We start from the raw sequence: 16,026 nt of genomic DNA, 5'->3' as shown, positions 1-16,026 counted from the left end.
GAGCTCACTTGCCGCCTCCCTCAACGTTTTCCCGGATCTTCTCGGCGACCGGGTCCAGGTTCTTGTTGGCGTAGCGGACGTACCAGGTCGTGATCACGAAGGTGGACACGAACTGAAGCAGGCCGAGCACAAGTCCGACGTTGATGTTGCCGACCAGCTTGATGCTCATGAAGCCGTGCGCGTAGTCGGCGAGCAACACGTACACGAGGTACCAGACCAGGAACAACGCCGATACGGGGAACACGAAGTTGCGCAGTCGCTTGCGCAGTTGGGCGAATTCGGGACTGCTTTGCGCAGCGGCCCAGGTTTCGGCGTCAATACCGGACCCGGACCCGTTTTGGTCCGTGGCGCTCACGGCTCTCCTTCCACAAAGAAAGGCTCAGCCTCGCGTTATCGCCAAGCATGAGCCTGAATCACACAACGCCGGAACGCTACGGAACCTGACGCAACGCTGGGTAGGCCCGTTGGGAGTATGCGTGCTAACGATCGAGTGAAGTTGACACCTCAACAGCACGCAACGATTTGCGCTGATGGAGAAGCTTTTCATTCGTACGGAGTATTGATCGCCCGAGACGCGACTGAATTGTCGACGGTAAGTAATTAATTGCGACGTCAACTACACGATTGGCCGCATGCCGAGCGCTCAGCCGAACAATCGATCCCGCACGCCTCAGCGCTCGTGGCGGCCGTGCTTGGAGACCGGTTCCGAGGTCGGCCTGCTGTCCACGAAGCCCAGCCGGTCCGGCGCGTGCAGCCGCAGCATCAGACGCGAGACACCGCCCGGCACGCGGGCCCGGGTCGCCAGGCTGACCAGGTAGGTCACCGCGAACGCCAGCGGCACCGTGAACAGCGCGGGCTGCGACGCGAGCTCGGCCCACCAGCCGGTGTGCCCGGTGAAGTGCGAGACCGACGCCGAGATCAGCACCAGCGTTCCACCGGTGACCATGCCGCACGCCGCGCCCGCCGCGGTCAGCCCGCGCCACCAGATGCCCAGCACCAGGACCGGGCAGAACGTCGAGGCGGCCATCGCGAACGCCAGTCCCACGCTGCGCGCGAGGTCGTGGTCGTCCACCGCCAGCGCCAGCACCACCGGAACCGCGCAGGACAGCACCGCCGCCGACCGGAACCGCATCGTCCGGCCCCACAGCACGTCCCGCGCGGACAGCACCCCGGCCAGGCTCATGACCAGGCCCGACGAGGTGGACAGGAACGCGGCGAACGCGCCCGCCGCGGTGATCGCGGCCAGCAGCCCGCCGACCCAGTTGCCCAGCATCGCGTGCGGCAGCAGCAGCACCGCCGCGTCCGTCTGGCCGGTGACCAGCAGCTGCGGCACGTACAGCCGGGACAGCAGCCCGAAGATCGTCGGGAACAGGTAGAACGCCCCGAGCAGTCCCAGCACGTAGAGCGCGGTCCGGCGCGCGCCCGCGCCCGACGGGTTGGCGTAGAAGCGGGCCAGCACGTGCGGCAGGCCCATCGTGCCCAGGAACGTCGCGATCAGCACCGAGTAGGTCTCCAGCAGGCCGATCAGCCCGTCCTGCTGGGGTCGCAGCCAGCTCGCGTTGTCCGGCGCCGCCCCGGTCACCACCGGAACGGCCGCACCGGCCGGGAACCGCAGCTCGCTGCCCGCGCTCACCGGGTGCTCGCCCGGCTGCAGGTACATCGCGCCCGGCTGCCCCGACTTCTCGGCAGCGGTGAGCCAGACCGGTGCGCTCACCTGGAGCACCACGTCGGTTTCGACGCGAACGGTGGTGTCCCGCTGGAAGAACGGCGTGCGCGGCTCGTCCAGCGCCTGCTGCTGCCCACCGACCAGGAACACCATCAGCAGCGCGAACGCCGGCAGGGTGATCGCGAACAGCTTCACCCAGTACTGGAACGCCTGCACCAGCGTCACCGCGCGCAGCGCGCCGCTGACCACGCTGACGTGCACGATCAGCGCCACCACGACGATCCCCGCGTGGTACTCGAACCCGACGATGGCGCCCAGCGTCATCCCGGCCGCCTGCAGCTGAGGCACCAGGTACAGCCAGCCGATGACCACCACGATCACCGTGGACAACGAGCGCAGGTCCAACGAGTTCAGCCGCGCCTCGGCGAAGTCCGGCATCGTGTAGGCGCCGGAGCGGCGCATCGGGGCCACGACGAACAGCATCAGCGCCAGGTAGCCGGCCGCGAAACCGATCGGGTACCAGAGGGCGTCGACGCCCTCCTTGAGCACCAGGCCCGCCACGCCCAGGAACGACGCGGCCGACAGGTACTCGCCGGAGATGGCCGCGGCGTTGCGCTCTTCCCGAACCGGCTTGCGAGCGGCGGAGAAATCGGTGGTCCGGGCCGAGCGCGAGCCCCACAGGCCGATGCCCAGCGTCGCGACGACGATCAGTACGACGCCGCCCAAGGACCACAGATTCGAGAACATCTCACCCGCCCACCTGGCGCCTCAGAGTCGCACCCACCTTACGCAGAGCAGCGGACGCGACCGAAACAGCCGTCAGGCAAGCGACGAAGTCGCCTTCACCTCGTCCCACCCGAGCAACTCGCACCTGCGCGGGTTCTCAGACGTCCTCCGAGGATGACGCCCGCACCGCTGAGCTGAAGGGGCACATCAGGGACCTACTCCTCCAGCATTCCGAGGAAGTCCTCTTCGTTGCGCTCGGCTTTGCGGGTGAACAGCAGGCCGATGACGACCAGGAACGGGTACGCCAGGACGCCGAGGAGCAACCACGGCAGCCGAAGCCCGAGGACCTCGACGTCGCCGAGGGAGGGCACCAGCCAGAACGCCAGCGGCAAGCCGAGCAGCACCGCGCCGACGACACCGGACAGCAGCAGCGCCGCCCGCAGCTGCTTCTCGACGAGGTCCCTGACCAGCCCCTCCAGCGCGCCGGTCTGCTCGTCGACCTCGACCCGGACCCGGGGCACGTGCGGTCCGCGGCGATCGGCGAGCACGACGCGCTTGCGCCTCGGCCGGGGCGAGTACTCGCTCAGCCGGGCGCGGACGTCGAAGCCCTCCGGGCTCATCCGTTCCCGCTCACTGCTGGCCCCAGTTGTCGCGCGGCGCCTTCACCAGGCGGTCCTTGAGCTCCCTGGTGTGCCTGCGGGACACGGGCAGTTCCTTGGGAGGCCCGCCGCCGAGCACCACCGAGTAGCCCGACGAGGACATCCGCAGTTCGGTGACCAGCGCGAGCGAGACCAGGAACGACCGGTGGATCCGCAGGAAACCGGCTTCGCCCCAGCGCTCCTCCAGCTGCGCCAGCGGAATCCGGACCAGGTGCGACCCTTCGGTGGTGTGCAGCCGCGCGTAGTCGCCCTGCGCCTCGACCCAGCGGACCTCCTTGCGCGGGATCATCCGCGTGGTGCCGGCGAGTTCGACCGGGATGACCTCGTCGTCCTCGGGCGTCGGGGCTTCGAGCGGCTGGGGGGAGCCGTTCTTGCCGGACTGCTGCTTGTTCTTCTCGATGCCCCGCAGCGCGCGGTCGACGCGGTCGGCGTTGGCGGGCTTCATGATGTAGTCCAGCGCGCCGACCTCGAACGCCTCCAGGGCGTTCTCCTCGTGCCCGGTGATGAACACCAGCGCGGGCGGGTTGCGGAACGCGGTGAGCACCCGGGCCAGTTCCATCCCCGACAACCCCGGCATCGAGACGTCCGCGAACACGGCGTCCACGATGGACTCGTCGTCGTCGCGGCGGCCGATCAGCTCCGGGTCGTCGCTGCGCAGCAGGCGCAGCGCCTCGGCGGCGTCGAACGCCGTCAGCACCCGCCCGACCCGAGGGTTGCTGCCGAGCAGGAACTTCATCTCGTCAAGTCCGGCCCGCTCGTCATCGACGGCGAGGACGACGAGCCCGCCGGGGTTCTCTCGTGTACTCAATGCAACGCCATATCGTGCCGCGCCTTCGGCGCACTGTCCATGTCCCGATGTCCCATCCGGCCTCCCCGCCGATCCCGCGAACGTGGCCGCAGAACCCTAGTTGTTAGCGCAGCACCAGGGTTCTCCACGAGGGGCCGGAGGCAAGAATCTGTCCCGCGGAGCCGATTTTCGCCCGAATGGATCAACGCGCGGGGCCGATCGAGCGAGGGAGCGGTACCCGAACCGGATCAGCTCTGTCCGCAACACCACGCAAAACGGGTCCCCGCCGAGTCTTCCCCGGCAGGGACCCGAAGCACAAGCCTCTACAGGCCGAAACGATCCCACATGGCGCGGTGTTCGAGCGCATCGAGCCCGGAAACCAGGTTGGCCACGGGATTTCTGGACACGCCCGAGGACATCCCGAGGCGTGCCAGCAGCGGTTTGCGGCCCTCCACGGTCTGCACCTGGGCGTCCGGGTACTTGCGCTCGATGATCTCGCGCAGCGTGCCGACGCCGTCGATCAGCCCGAACTCGGCGGCCTTCGCGCCGGTCCAGACCTCGCCGGAGAACAGCTCCTCCTCGCTGCCGGACAGCTTGCCGTCGCGGCGCTCGCGCACCCAGTCCCGGAACTGCCCGTGCAGCTCGTCCTGCAGGCCGCGCAGCCACTGCACGTCCTCGGCCTTCTCCGGGCGGAACGGGTCGAGCCGCACCTTGTTCTCACCGGCGGCGTAGACCCGGCGTTCGACGCCCAGCTTGTCCAGCAGGCCGGTCATCCCGAAGCTGGCGCTGACCACGCCGACCGAGCCGACCAGCGAGGTCTGGTGCGCGTAGATCTCGTCGGCGGCGCAGGCCAGCCAGTACCCACCGGAGGCGGCGACGTCCTCGCAGTAGGCCATCACCGGAACGTCCTTCTCCGCCGCCAGGCCGCGGATCCGGTCCGCGACCAGCGCGGACTGGGTGGGCGCACCGCCCGGCGAGTTGATCGACAGCACCACCGCCCTGAGGCGGTCGTGCGAGAACGCGCGGTTGAGCGCCGAGTCCACGTTCTGCAGCGAGATCGAGGGCCGCCCCATCGGCGACGGCTGCGGCGTGATGACGCCGTGCAGCTTGACCACCGCCACGACCGGGCTGCGCTCGTTCATGCCGGGCAGCTTTCCGCCGAACCGCTCGGTCAGCTCCTTGGGCAGCTTGGCCGTGACCGCGTCGACGAACTTCTGGGGTGCCTTCTCGTCCATACCTCGACGCTACCGGCCCGCGGCGGGTCCGGCGGCCAAACCCACGCCGGGCTCGTCCACGGGAGCCAGCGGCTCCGGCCGGACACCGGGGGCGAACTTGGGCACTCGCATGATGACCTTCATGCCGGCGCCCTTCTCGGTCTCCACCACCAGTCCGTAGTCGTTGCCGAAGGTGGCGCGCATCCGGTTGTTGATGTTGCCCAGACCGACGTGCGCGCCCGTGAGGTGGGCGTTGGCGAGCTCGGCGTCCAGCAGCTCCGGGTCCATCCCGATGCCGTCGTCGTCGACGCTGATCAGCGCCTCGGAACCGTTGTCCTCGGCGGTCACCGAGACCGTCCCGCCACCGGGCTTGTTGGCCAGGCCGTGCCGGACGGCGTTCTCCACCAGCGGCTGCAGCGCCAGGAACGGCACCACCACCGGCAGCACCTCGGGAGCGATCTTGAGCTGCACGTTGAGCCGGTCCGGTCCGAACCGCGCGCTCTCCAGCGTCAGGTACCGGTCGATGTTGCGGATCTCGTCGGCCAGCGTCGTGTAGAGGCCGCTGTTGCGGAACGAGTAGCGGGTGAAGTCGGCGAACTCCTGCAGCAGGTCGCGCGCGTGCTCCGGGTCGGTGCGGATCAGCGAGGAGATCGTGTTCAGCGCGTTGTAGATGAAGTGCGGGGAGATCTGCGCCCGCAGCGCGCGCACCTCGGCCTGGGCCAGGCGCTCCTTGGACTCCTGCAGCTCGGCGAGTTCGAGCTGGGTCGACACGTGGTGGGCGACCTCGGCGGCGGCGCGCAGGAGCCGCTTGCGGTCGCCGTCGGCGATGACCGTCAGCACTCCGCGGACGTGGCCCTCGACCTCCAGCGGCACCACGGCCGCGTGCCGCATCGGGCACGGCCGCTGCTCGCAGACAACGTCGCCGTGGTCGAGGAAGTCGCGCTTGCCGGTGCGCAGCACCTGCTCGATCTTGGTGCGCAGGTCGGCGTAGTGGTGATTGGCCTCGCCGTCCCAGGTCAGCAGGGTTCCGTCGCCGTCGACGATGCCGACGGCGACGCAGGCCAGCAGTTCCCGAAGATGCGGACCGGTCTTGTCCGCCGACTCCTGGTTCAGGCCCTCGCGCAGGTAGGGCGCCGCTCTGGTCACCCGGTGCAGAGCCGCCAGCGTGGCGTCCTCCACCGAAGTGCTCACCCGACGCGCACGGCACAACAGCACGAACATGCCCAGCACGGCGAGCGCAGCGAGCGTGGTCAGGACCGTCCGCTCTGTCAACAACTCCGCCACAACATCAATCTGCACGAGCGGCACGCTGTGAATCAAGACGGCTACGGCCAGTGCGGGGTTTCCGTCGGTGAACGGTACAGATCCATTCCATTCAGCGGAATTCACTCGCCCGTCCGGCAGACGCGGCCTGTGCACAACCCCAACAGTTGTCCACAGCCTGTGGACAACTCATTTGAGCAGCCGGGACATCCTGCGATCCGCCAGCTGCTTCCCACCGGTCTGGCACGTCGGGCAGTACTGCATCGACCGGTCCGCGAAGGAGACCTCCCGAACCGTGTCACCGCACACCGGGCACGGCAAACCGGTGCGGCCGTGCACCCGCATCCCCGACCGCTTCTCCGCCTTGAGCCGCGCGGCGTCCTGGTTCAGCGAACGCTCGACCGCGTCGCGGAGGATCTCCTGGACGCAGGCGTGCAGCCGGGTCGCGGCCGCGGCGTCGAGCCTGCCGGCCGTGGCGAACGGGGAGAGCTTGGCGGCGTGCAGGACCTCATCCGAGTAGGCGTTGCCGAATCCCGCGATCGTGGACTGCTCGGTGAGCACGGTCTTGATCCGCTCGGTCCGCCCGTCCAGCAGCGCGGCCAGCCCGTCGGCGTCGAGCTCCAGCGCGTCCGGCCCCAGCTTCGCGATCCCGGGGACCACGGCCGGGTCGTCGACGATCCAGGCGGCGAGGCTCTTCTGGGTGCCCGCCTCGGTCAGGTCGAAGCCCGCGCCGCCGAGGTTCACGCGCAGCGCGATCGGCCCGCGACCGGGCTTCGGCGGGGTCGTCGCGAGGTTGTCCGACCAGCGCAGCCAGCCGGCCCGCGCCAGGTGGCAGACGAGGTGCAGGCCGCCGCAGTCCAGGTCGAGGTACTTGCCGTGCCGGGCGGCACCGGTGACCTCGCGTCCGTGCAGCGCGGTCCACGGCGGATCGGCGGTCTTGAGCACGCTCATCGAGGCGACGTTGACGCGCGCCACAGTCCGCCCCACGGCGTGGTCGCGGAGGTGCTGGGCCAGCGCCTCCACCTCGGGAAGTTCGGGCACGACCCCAGTGTGCCGCAGAAGCGGAGCCGAGCGGCGGTTCAGGAGCGGCGCGCGGGGCCGGTCTCCGAGCGGAACCGCCGCGGAGCCTCATTCGGTCGGCTGGAGCCTGCCGTTCATGTCCGGCTCCGCGTACAGCTCGATGTGGCGGGCCACCTGCGAGACCTCGGTGCGCACCTCGATGAACCCGCGCACGACGCCCACCCAGGTCTCCGGCGGGTTCTCGTCGGCGTCACCGGGGGTGGACGCGGTGAGGGTCCACGGGCGGTGCAGCACCCAGCGGATCGGGAAGAACAGGATCGCGCACACGATCACCGCGATCAGCCAGGTCGGGATGATGACCTCGGCGGGCGTCCAGGCGATGAACACTACCACCAAGGCCACGAGCGCCCCGCCCACCACGATCGCCGGCGTCGAACCGCCGTTGACGTCGTGCTCGAACTCGTCCACCACGATCGGGTTGGACCACTCCAGGTTCGCCCTGATCGTCCACTCCCGGCCGTCGGAGCCTCGAACCACCCGGTTCATCGTCGCCTCCCCGCCCACCCGGGCTGGTCACTCGAACGCCAACTCGCCACTCGAACCACACCTGTCACCGAGCGTGGTGCCACGGTACCGCTCCTGTCATCGGCCCGGAGGGTGACGGCACGCACGGAACGGGCCACCAACACCCCGCTCATTGTCGATCATGTCCGGTGCCCGAGCCAACCCTCCGAGCCGGAAACAACCCGGCTGAACCACTACGCTCCGAGCACATCTGATTCGGGAGGTGCCGGATGGACGTCGACGAGGCCCGCGAGCTGATCCGCGACCAGCACCGCGCGGTGCTGGGAACCCTGCGCACCGACGGAACACCGCTGATGACACCGGTGCTGGCGACCGTCGACGAGCAGGACCGGGTGGTGATCAGCACCAAGTCCGGTTCGGGCAAGGTCCGCAACCTCCGCCGCGACCCGCGCGCCTGGCTGTGCGTGCTGCCGGACGCGTTCTTCGGGCGCTGGTTCCAGATCGACGCCGACGTCGAGATCGTCGAACTGCCCGAGGCCCTGCCGCTGCTGGAGGACTACTACCGCTCGATCTCCGGCGAGCACGAGAACTGGGAGTCCTACCGCGAGGCCATGCGCTCGGAGAACCGAGTCCTGCTGCGGCTCACCCCCACCCGCGCGGTCGGCTGATCGGACGCGCAAGGGGACCCCCGGTGAACGGCCTCGGAACCGTGGGCTAAAGTATTCACCAACAGCCCACCGGGGGCGGAAGTCACCGGGAGGCGATGAATACGCGGATGTAGCGCAGCTGGTAGCGCATCACCTTGCCAAGGTGAGGGTCGCGGGTTCGAGTCCCGTCATCCGCTCGCAGCAGTGGGGCCGAGGTTGTCAACCTCGGCCCCACTGCCTTTTCACGACTCGGGGACGGACGCGTGTGACCTCCCCGCCCGCTTTCAGCACCCCGCCGTTCTCGCGCCCAGCGGGCCGGCGGGGTGCGCAGGTGGGTCAGCTCTCGACGCCGAGGCCGACGGGGCAGGAGACGCCGGTGCCGCCGAGACCGCAGTAGCCGTTGGGGTTCTTGGCGTCCGAGAGGTACTGCTGGTGGTAGCTCTCGGCGTAGTAGAAGTTCTCGAGCAGCGCGATCTCCGTGGTGATCTCGCCCTTGCCCGCCGCCGTCAGGGCCTGCTGGAAGGCTTCGCGGCTCGCTTCCGCTTCGGCCTTCTGCTGGTCGTCGACGCAGTAGATGGCCGAGCGGTACTGGGTTCCGAGGTCGTTGCCCTGGCGCATGCCCTGGGTCGGGTCGTGGTTCTCCCAGAACTCCTTGAGGACCTGCGCGTAGCTGATCTTCTTCGGGTCGAACACGACCAGGACGGCCTCGGTGTGGCCGGTCAGCCCGGAGCAGACCTCTTCGTAGCTGGGGTTCGGCGTGTAGCCGCCCGCGTAGCCGACCGCCGTGGTCCACACGCCCTCGGTCTGCCAGAACACGCGCTCCGCGCCCCAGAAGCAGCCCATGCCGACCACCGCGGTGGCCAGGCCCTCCGGGAACGGCGGAACGATGCGACGTTCCGGGAACACCGCGTGCCGCTCGTCCACCGGCATCGGCGTGTCACGGCCGGGCAGCGCCGACGACGGGTCGATCATCTTCAGCTTCGCACCGAACATGTTTCCAGGGTACGCGGTGGTCAACGGCGATCCAGCCGGTTGGGATCGCCGCGGCGACCCGCTTCCGGCGGCATCGGCCGACGCGCGTGCCTGCCCTGCGGCGGCTCGTCGATCTCACCGGACAACCGCCGCGACAACGGTGACTCCTCCGGCGGCGGGCGACGCGGGAATCCCCGGTCCGGCGGGAACGCCCGCCCCGGCGGCGGCCCGACGGGCCGCTGCGCACCGCTCACCGGCGGGCGCGGCGACGCGTGCCGCGGGCGCTCGGGTGCCCTCGGAGCCGCCGGTTCGGGCAGGGGCAGGGACTTCTCGGTCGGGACGTCCTCCGGGTCGGGATCCGGTTCGCGCTTCTTCGCAGGCGCGGTGTCGAAGAGGTGGCGCAGCCGCATCGTGGGGTCCTCGACGTACTTCCACGACAAGGTGCCCAGGACGTAGGCGATCGGGGCGGCGCAGAGCAGCATGAGCCACTGGTCACCGATCCCGGCCATCGCCAGCAGCTGCTGCACCGGGAAGCCCCAGACGTACACGCCGTAGCTGCCGTTGACCCACACGCCCGGAACCGTCAGCCGCGACGGCCAGAAGTGCCCGGCCACGATCACCGCGTAGCTGACCGCGAAGGCCATGAACGCCGAGGCGGTGATGTTGTTGCCCATCACCACCAGCACGACCAGGCCCGCTCCCGCGGCCAGCGGCGACAGCGGGATCCGGTAGAGGTTCAGCAGCACGCCCAGCGCGAAGGCCACCAGGAACGCCACCAGCGACTCGACCGGGACGCTCAGCAGCGAACCCGCCGACTCGGCGCCCGGGGTCTGCTCCAGGTGCCGGTCCCAGGCGATCAGCCCGATCAGCGCGAGCACCGTCAACCAGCGGAAGTCCTTCTTGGCCGTGCCCAGCAGCAGCAGCGCGAACAGTCCGCCGTAGGCCAGCAGCTCCATCGGCAGCGTCCACAGCGAGCCGTTGACCGCGTCCGGCCACGGGTTGTCCTCGAACACCCCCGGCAGGTCGTGCCGCAGCGTCAGCAGGCCCGCGTTGTTGACGATGTAGCCCCAGGTCTCGTGCGCGCGGAAGTACTCGCCGAGCGGCAGCGTGGTGATCATCGGGCCGACGATCAGAGCCATGCCGACCGACACCGTGAGCATCGGCGGCCACAGCCGCAGCACCCGCTTGGCCGCGAAGCGCAGCGCGTGCGGATCGCGCATCCAGCTCTCGGTGATCTGAAAACCGCTGAGCGCGAAGAACCCCATCAGCACGCCCTCGTCGGGCTGCACCGGCCACTCCGGCGGGAACAGCTCACCGCTGCCCACCAGCGGGGAGCTGTGACCGTAGATGACCAGCAGCGCACCGATCATGCGGATCCAGGCGAAGCCGTGGTTCGGGGCGGCGAACAACTCAGGGCGAGCGTGCACGACGCGCGCAACACTCAACCCGGATCACCCCATCGACTCGCGCCCGACTCGGACGTCAACGCTGCGTAGCCTAGCCGGGGCCTCTGGGGTTCGGGACCCTTTACAACCCGGACACCCGTCCGGACCAGACCGCAGACCGTATCGTTATTCGGCCGGTGCACCGCGAACCTGTCGCTCAGTGCCAGAATGGCGTCGTTCGCAGCAGCGGCGTTCATGGAAATCCGGAAAGGGCGCTATCGGTGACCTGGCAAGACGAGTTGCAGAACCTCGACGCCGAACTCGCGGCGGGACGAATTTCCGCCGAAGAGTACCGACAGCGCAGGGACACCGTGCTGGGCAGGGCGCAGGGCGGTCAGACCGGGCCACCGCAGTCGAACCCGGACGGGTTCCCGCAGCAGGAGCAGACACAACAGGCTGATCCCTCGTCCGGGGGATTCCCGCAGCAGCAGCCGCCCGCCCAGCAGCAACAGCAGCCGTCGAGCCCGTTCCCGCCCGCGTTCAGCTGGGGCGACGCCGCCAAGCAGCAGCCGCAGCAGCAGGGTGGCGACGACGCCACGCAGGTCGTGCCGAACCCGTTCCACCAGCAGCAACAGCAGCAGCCGCCCGCGGACTCCAACAGCACCCAGGTCGTCAGCGTGCCGCACACCCCGCAGCAGCAACAGCAGTGGGGCCAGTCGCAGCCGCCGTGGGCCGCTCAGCAGCAGGGCCCGCAGAGCTGGGGGCCGGTGGAGACCACCGGCACGCCGTGGGGCGATGACCTGCCCGGCTCCGGCGACTCCGGCGAGGCGTCCTGGATGCGGCAGGGCCCGGAGGTCTTCGAGTCCGCAGGCAAGTCCGGCAAGGGCAAGCTGGTCGCCGGTCTGTCCATCGGTGCCGTGCTGCTGGTCGTCGTGATCGTCGCGGTGGTCTTCTACTTCACCAGCAGCGGCGGTGGCCGGCCCGAAGGCGAGACCGCCGCTCCCCCGCCGCCCGCGCCGACCACCTCGCAGCTGCCCGCACCGCCCGCCGCCAAGGCGCCGCCGGCGACCACGCAGGAGGTGCTGGTGGCCGCGAACGGCCCGGCGCACCCGTGGGTCGGGCTGCTGGACCTGCCCAACCTGCAGGGCGCCAAGGGCGGACTGCTGCAGCCGAAGACCGTGCTCGACACCGCGTTCCAGAACGGCCTGGTCGAGGGCTGGTTCAACGGCACCGAAGGCGCGCAGCCGAAGACGACGCTGCTCGCGCTGAAGATGCCCGACACCAACGCCGCCCAGACCGTCGTCGAGAAGTACCTGGCCGCGCAGCAGGGCCTCTCCGAGCTGGAAGACCTCTCCTACCAGGGCGTTTCGGTGGTCTCCACGGGCGCGACGTTCCGCACCGCCTACGTGGCGCACAACTACGCGGTGATCATCGACGTCAGCGGCCCGCCGGAGCAGAAGGACGCGGCCCAGCAGTCCTTCAAGGCCGTCCTCGACCAGCAGCTCACCCAGACGCCGCCCACGGTCACCGGATAACCCGCAGCACGCGAACGGCCGCTCCCCTCGAACTCCGAGGTGAGCGGCCGTTCTTCTTGCTCGGACCGTCAGGCGGTGGTGTCGAGCTTGGTGAGGAGGGACTCGAGGGCCGCGCGCGACGCCGCCGGGCCGAACTGGGCCTCGATGGCGGTGCGTCCCGATTCGGCGAGGGCCGACCAGGTCTCGTCCTCGGTGAGGAGCCGGGTCACCGCGACGGAGAAGGACTCCTCGTCGTCGGCGACCAGGACGTCCTGCCCCGGCTTGAGGTGCATGCCCTCGATCGCGACCGACGTGCCCACCACCGGGACGCCGACCGCGAGGCTCTCGCCGACCTTGCCCTTCACCCCCGCGCCGAAGCGCAGCGGTGCGATCGTGACGCGGGCCCGCGCGTAGTGCGGCTCCAGCGACTCGACCCAGCCGTGCACCTCGACCCCCGGCCCCTGCAGGGCTCGGACCTCGTCGGTCGGGTTGCTGCCGATGACGTGCAGGACCGCGTCCGGGCACTGCTCGCGGACCAGCGGCATGATCTCCCGAGCAGCCCAGCGAGCCGCGTCCACGTTCGGCGGGTGGTCGAAGCTGCCGACGAACACCACGTCGCGGCGTCCCTCGAGGTGAACCGGCGCGTGGTCGATCTCGTGCACGTTGGACAGCACCCGCACGTCGGCCTCGGGCACCAGCTCGCCCAGCAGCGCGCGCTCGGTCTCGGAGACCACCAGCGTCACGTCGCAGGTCCTGGTCAGGCCCAATTCCATCTGCTTCGACGCGAACGCCTTGCGGCGCAGCGCTTCCGCGCGGCCGGCCTTGCCCTGCCGCTCGGCGAGCTCGGCCTCCCGCTCCAGCCGCAGGAAGTGCACGTCGACGGTGTCGTAGGCGATGACGGCCTGCGGTGCGCGGGTGCGCAGCTCCTCGACCAGGCTCCACGCGACCTGCGGACGCGACAGCAGCGCGAGGGAGATTTCCGGCCCGGCCTCGTGCAGGAACGCCTGCTGGAGCTCCGGCTGCGGCAGCACCGTCACGCCGATCTGCTGCAGGTTCTCGGTGTAGGGCTGCAGCGGCGCGTGGTTGGCGGGGAAGAACACCACCCGGTACCCCAGCTCCACCAGCTGCTGGAGCACCCGGAAGATCCGCACCGAACCCGAGTCGAAGTCCGGTCGCGGCACCTGGTGGTCCTTGACCAGCACGATCGGCCCGTGGTGACCGCGCGCGCCGCGCTGGCGCGCCAGCCACAGGTTGCGCGGAGACGCCTCCGGGAGGTGCTCGGCGCGCAGCACGTCCGCCCACTTCTCGACGAAGACCTGCCGGTTGAGCTCCTGGTGCTTCTTCACCCCGGAACCGATGTCGGTGCCGTTGGAGACGCCTTCGTGGTGCACCACCACGGCCTTGGGCTGCACGACGGTGCGGTAGCCGACGGCGCGGATCGCGAACGCCAGGTCGGTGTCCTCGTAGTAGGCGGGCGCGAACCTCGTGTCGAAGCCGCCGACCTGGCGGAACAGCTCCTCGCGCACCAGGATCGCCGCGCCGGAGCAGTAGTCGACGTCGCGCAGCACGTTGACCTCCGCGCCCCCGCCGTCGGTTCCGCGACCGTAGTTCCAGCCGTTGCCGTCGGCCCAGACGATGCCGCCGCACTCCTGCAGCCGCCCGTCCGGGTACACCAGCTTGGCGCCGACCAGCCCGATCCGCGGATCGGAGGTGATGGTGTCGACCAGGACGTCCAGCCAGGACTCGGTGACCTCGGCGTCGTTGTTGAGGAAGAAAAGGTACTCGCCGCGCGCGTGCTCGGCACCGAGGTTGCAGGCGCCGATGAACCCGAGGTTGCGCTCGGCCCGCACCAGCCGCACGCCCTCGCAGGCGGCGAGCTTCTCGGCGCTGTCGTCCGGTGAGGCGTCGTCGACGACGATCACCTCGAACGGCACCGACACCAGGTGACCGCCGAGGAACCGCAGGCACTGGCGGGTGTAGGGCCACTTGCCGTGCACCGGGACGATCACGCTGACCAGCGGCGCATCGCTGAAGGGAACCGGCAGCGGCCCGTTCTCGGCCCGCTCGGCGACCACCGGGACGCCGGGCTTGCGGCCCAGCGCGATCTCGTAGGCGTCGCGACGGGTGGTGCCGCGCGGGGCGACCCGCTCGACGACCTTGCGGTACTTGCCGACCGCGCGCTGCACCAGCGCCGAGTTCTGCGCGGACAGCTCGGCGTTCTCGGCGGTGAGCCGCTCCGCGCGGCTCTCGGCGTCGGCGAGCTTGCCCTCGAGGCGGGCGGCGGTGTCGCGCAGCCACTCCACGCGGGCGGCGTCGCGCTGCGCCTGCAGACCGCGTTCGCGCAGCTGCTCGCGGAGTTCGGCGAGCTCCCGGTTGTGGACGTCGGCGCGCTGCTCCTCGGACTTGCGCAGCTCCTCCAGCCGCGCGATCGCGCCCTTGAGCTCCTCGGCCTCGCCGCGGCTGCGCTGGTAGAGCTCGTTGAGCTTGGCCACGTCGGCGACCGCTTCGTCGCGCTGCTCGATCAGCGCCGCCGTGTCGCCCGCGCGGGCCAGGGTCAGCTTCGCGTCGGTGAGCACCGCCGCCGCGGGGAGCTTCGGCAGGTGCTTGTCGGAGGCCACGCCCAGCAGGTAGGTGTGCGGGACGCCCTGGCTGACCGCCCAGTCGCCGGCCTGGTTGCGCTCGATGGTCTGCAGCCGGACGCCTTCGATCGCGGTGTCGCGGTCGCCGTGGTCGGCCGGCACCACCAGCGAGCCGACGGTGACGTTCTGCTTGAGCACCGCCACGTGCCGGAAGGACTCCTCCAGCATCGACTCGTACTCGCGGGCGCTGAGCTCCTTGACGTGGAACGGGTTGTCGTTGCCGTGCTCGTGGCTGTAGACGGCGGTGTCCGGGGTGCTGGACAGGAAGAGCCCGCCCTGCTTCATCCGCGAGCGGACCAGCCGCAGCACCGCCGCGTGGTCGGAGACGTGCTCGATGGCCTCGAAGCACACCACGACGTCGAACGGCTTGGCGTCGGCGAGCAGGTCGGGGTCGGTGATCGAACCGACCTCGAAGCTCACGTCGCGGCCCGCGTAGTTGTGCCGGGCGTGCGCGATGGTCCGCTCGTCGATGTCGACGCCGACGACCTCGGCTCCCCCGGCGGCCAGCAGCGCGGCGCCGTAGCCCTCGCCGCAGGCGAGGTCGAGGACCCGCTTGCCCCGCGCGAAGGGGGCTGCCAGGGCGTACCGGTGGTAGTGCTCGTAAACCACCTGCACGTCTTCGGTCCAGGGAACGCAGCGCTCCCCGGTCCAGTCGATCAGCCGCTCGTCCATGCGCCCCTCACCGAGTTGTGAATCCGCTCGCAGGTTATCGCCCCTCGGCAGGGTGCTGCGGCCGGTTCGGGCGAGGAACATGAGGGCCTTCTCATCCCGGTTTCACCTGCGGTTGTCCCCGAGAGGTCAGAGTGGGTCCATGCGTTCCGTTCCCCGGGGAGTCCTGCTGCTCGCGGCCCTCGCACTGCCCATCGTCGCCGTGCTGATCAGCTTCGCGCTGACCGGCGGGGCCCGCTCCCCCGAGATCCCGGAGAGCGTGCGCGTCGGCAGCACGCCCAGCCCGAGCAGCCCCAGGCCGTCCGCGGACGTGCCGGTGCCCGTCGTCCCCGGTCCGTCC

At 70.0% G+C, this 16,026-nt stretch carries 14 protein-coding genes and 1 tRNA gene; 4 read left to right on the top strand and 11 right to left on the bottom strand.

What is annotated here, in order from left to right:
- Positions 1–4: 4 nt before the first annotated feature.
- The 8 genes from E1202_RS26425 to E1202_RS26390 form a co-directional block, all read right to left on the bottom strand.
- Positions 5–355, bottom strand: a complete 351-nt coding sequence (locus E1202_RS26425) for a DUF485 domain-containing protein (RefSeq protein ID WP_132685910.1) — start codon at positions 353–355, stop codon at positions 5–7.
- Positions 356–670: 315 nt separating this feature from the next.
- Positions 671–2,413 (bottom strand): sodium/solute symporter, encoded by a 1,743-nt coding sequence (locus E1202_RS26420; RefSeq protein WP_132685908.1) that lies wholly within the window; start codon positions 2,411–2,413, stop codon positions 671–673.
- 194 nt (positions 2,414–2,607) lie between these two features.
- The gene (locus E1202_RS26415) at positions 2,608–3,012 is read right to left on the bottom strand and encodes a hypothetical protein (protein WP_132685906.1); all 405 of its coding nucleotides are present in this window, start codon (positions 3,010–3,012) and stop codon (positions 2,608–2,610) included.
- Positions 3,013–3,022: 10 nt separating this feature from the next.
- Positions 3,023–3,859 carry a LytR/AlgR family response regulator transcription factor gene (locus E1202_RS26410; RefSeq protein ID WP_132685904.1) on the bottom strand — a complete coding sequence of 279 codons (837 nt, stop codon included), beginning with the start codon at positions 3,857–3,859 and terminating at the stop codon, positions 3,023–3,025.
- 302 nt (positions 3,860–4,161) lie between these two features.
- Complete coding sequence (locus E1202_RS26405; RefSeq protein WP_132685902.1) at positions 4,162–5,073, bottom strand: S49 family peptidase; 912 nt, start codon at positions 5,071–5,073, stop codon at positions 4,162–4,164.
- Positions 5,074–5,082: 9 nt separating this feature from the next.
- On the bottom strand, positions 5,083–6,336 hold the full coding sequence (locus E1202_RS26400; RefSeq protein ID WP_132677624.1) for a histidine kinase: 1,254 nt from the start codon (positions 6,334–6,336) through the stop codon (positions 5,083–5,085).
- 168 nt (positions 6,337–6,504) lie between these two features.
- Positions 6,505–7,356: an Fpg/Nei family DNA glycosylase gene (locus tag E1202_RS26395; RefSeq protein ID WP_132685901.1), complete on the bottom strand. Its 852-nt coding sequence runs from the start codon at positions 7,354–7,356 to the stop codon at positions 6,505–6,507.
- 87 nt (positions 7,357–7,443) lie between these two features.
- On the bottom strand, positions 7,444–7,881 hold the full coding sequence (locus E1202_RS26390) for a DUF983 domain-containing protein (protein WP_165943999.1): 438 nt from the start codon (positions 7,879–7,881) through the stop codon (positions 7,444–7,446).
- A 248-nt stretch (positions 7,882–8,129) separates the two neighbouring features.
- Here E1202_RS26390 and E1202_RS26385 point away from each other — a divergent pair, with 248 nt between their 5' ends.
- Together E1202_RS26385 and E1202_RS26380 are read left to right on the top strand one after the other, a co-directional pair.
- Positions 8,130–8,528 carry a PPOX class F420-dependent oxidoreductase gene (locus tag E1202_RS26385; RefSeq protein ID WP_132685897.1) on the top strand — a complete coding sequence of 133 codons (399 nt, stop codon included), beginning with the start codon at positions 8,130–8,132 and terminating at the stop codon, positions 8,526–8,528.
- Between the two features lie 103 nt (positions 8,529–8,631).
- Positions 8,632–8,704 (top strand) — tRNA-Gly (locus E1202_RS26380).
- Between the two features lie 139 nt (positions 8,705–8,843).
- Here E1202_RS26380 and msrA read toward each other — a convergent pair.
- Both msrA and E1202_RS26370 read right to left on the bottom strand, forming a co-directional pair.
- On the bottom strand, positions 8,844–9,500 hold the full coding sequence (msrA, locus tag E1202_RS26375) for a peptide-methionine (S)-S-oxide reductase MsrA (RefSeq protein ID WP_132685895.1): 657 nt from the start codon (positions 9,498–9,500) through the stop codon (positions 8,844–8,846).
- Between the two features lie 20 nt (positions 9,501–9,520).
- The gene (locus E1202_RS26370; RefSeq protein ID WP_235879025.1) at positions 9,521–10,924 is read right to left on the bottom strand and encodes an acyltransferase family protein; all 1,404 of its coding nucleotides are present in this window, start codon (positions 10,922–10,924) and stop codon (positions 9,521–9,523) included.
- Between the two features lie 221 nt (positions 10,925–11,145).
- Here E1202_RS26370 and E1202_RS26365 point away from each other — a divergent pair, with 221 nt between their 5' ends.
- Positions 11,146–12,399 carry a hypothetical protein gene (locus E1202_RS26365; RefSeq protein ID WP_132685893.1) on the top strand — a complete coding sequence of 418 codons (1,254 nt, stop codon included), beginning with the start codon at positions 11,146–11,148 and terminating at the stop codon, positions 12,397–12,399.
- A 68-nt stretch (positions 12,400–12,467) separates the two neighbouring features.
- Here the strand turns inward: E1202_RS26365 and E1202_RS26360 are convergent, their stop codons facing one another.
- On the bottom strand, positions 12,468–15,689 hold the full coding sequence (locus E1202_RS26360) for a glycosyltransferase (protein WP_132685891.1): 3,222 nt from the start codon (positions 15,687–15,689) through the stop codon (positions 12,468–12,470).
- A gap of 139 nt (positions 15,690–15,828) precedes the next feature.
- Between E1202_RS26360 and E1202_RS26355 the strand changes: the two genes are divergently transcribed.
- Positions 15,829–16,026, top strand: a 198-nt coding sequence (locus E1202_RS26355; RefSeq protein ID WP_132685890.1) for a hypothetical protein, incomplete at its 3' end; no start/stop codon positions are given.

The sequence above is a fragment of the Saccharopolyspora karakumensis genome (genome assembly GCF_004349225.1).
GTDB classification, from domain to species: domain Bacteria; phylum Actinomycetota; class Actinomycetes; order Mycobacteriales; family Pseudonocardiaceae; genus Saccharopolyspora; species Saccharopolyspora endophytica.
This window is presented reverse-complemented; position numbering and strand designations above follow the sequence as displayed.

Bases quoted from the DNA above. Each gene is read 5' to 3' on its own strand.
- E1202_RS26420 (WP_132685908.1), bottom strand. From the start codon at position 2,413: ATGTTCTCGAATCTGTGGTCCTTGGGCGGCGTCGTACTGATCGTCGTC.
- E1202_RS26415 (WP_132685906.1), bottom strand. From the start codon at position 3,012: ATGAGCCCGGAGGGCTTCGACGTCCGCGCCCGGCTGAGCGAGTACTCG.
- E1202_RS26405 (WP_132685902.1), bottom strand. From the start codon at position 5,073: ATGGACGAGAAGGCACCCCAGAAGTTCGTCGACGCGGTCACGGCCAAG.
- E1202_RS26390 (WP_165943999.1), bottom strand. From the start codon at position 7,881: ATGAACCGGGTGGTTCGAGGCTCCGACGGCCGGGAGTGGACGATCAGG.
- E1202_RS26385 (WP_132685897.1), top strand. From the start codon at position 8,130: ATGGACGTCGACGAGGCCCGCGAGCTGATCCGCGACCAGCACCGCGCG.
- msrA (WP_132685895.1), bottom strand. From the start codon at position 9,500: ATGTTCGGTGCGAAGCTGAAGATGATCGACCCGTCGTCGGCGCTGCCC.
- E1202_RS26360 (WP_132685891.1), bottom strand. From the start codon at position 15,689: ATGGACGAGCGGCTGATCGACTGGACCGGGGAGCGCTGCGTTCCCTGG.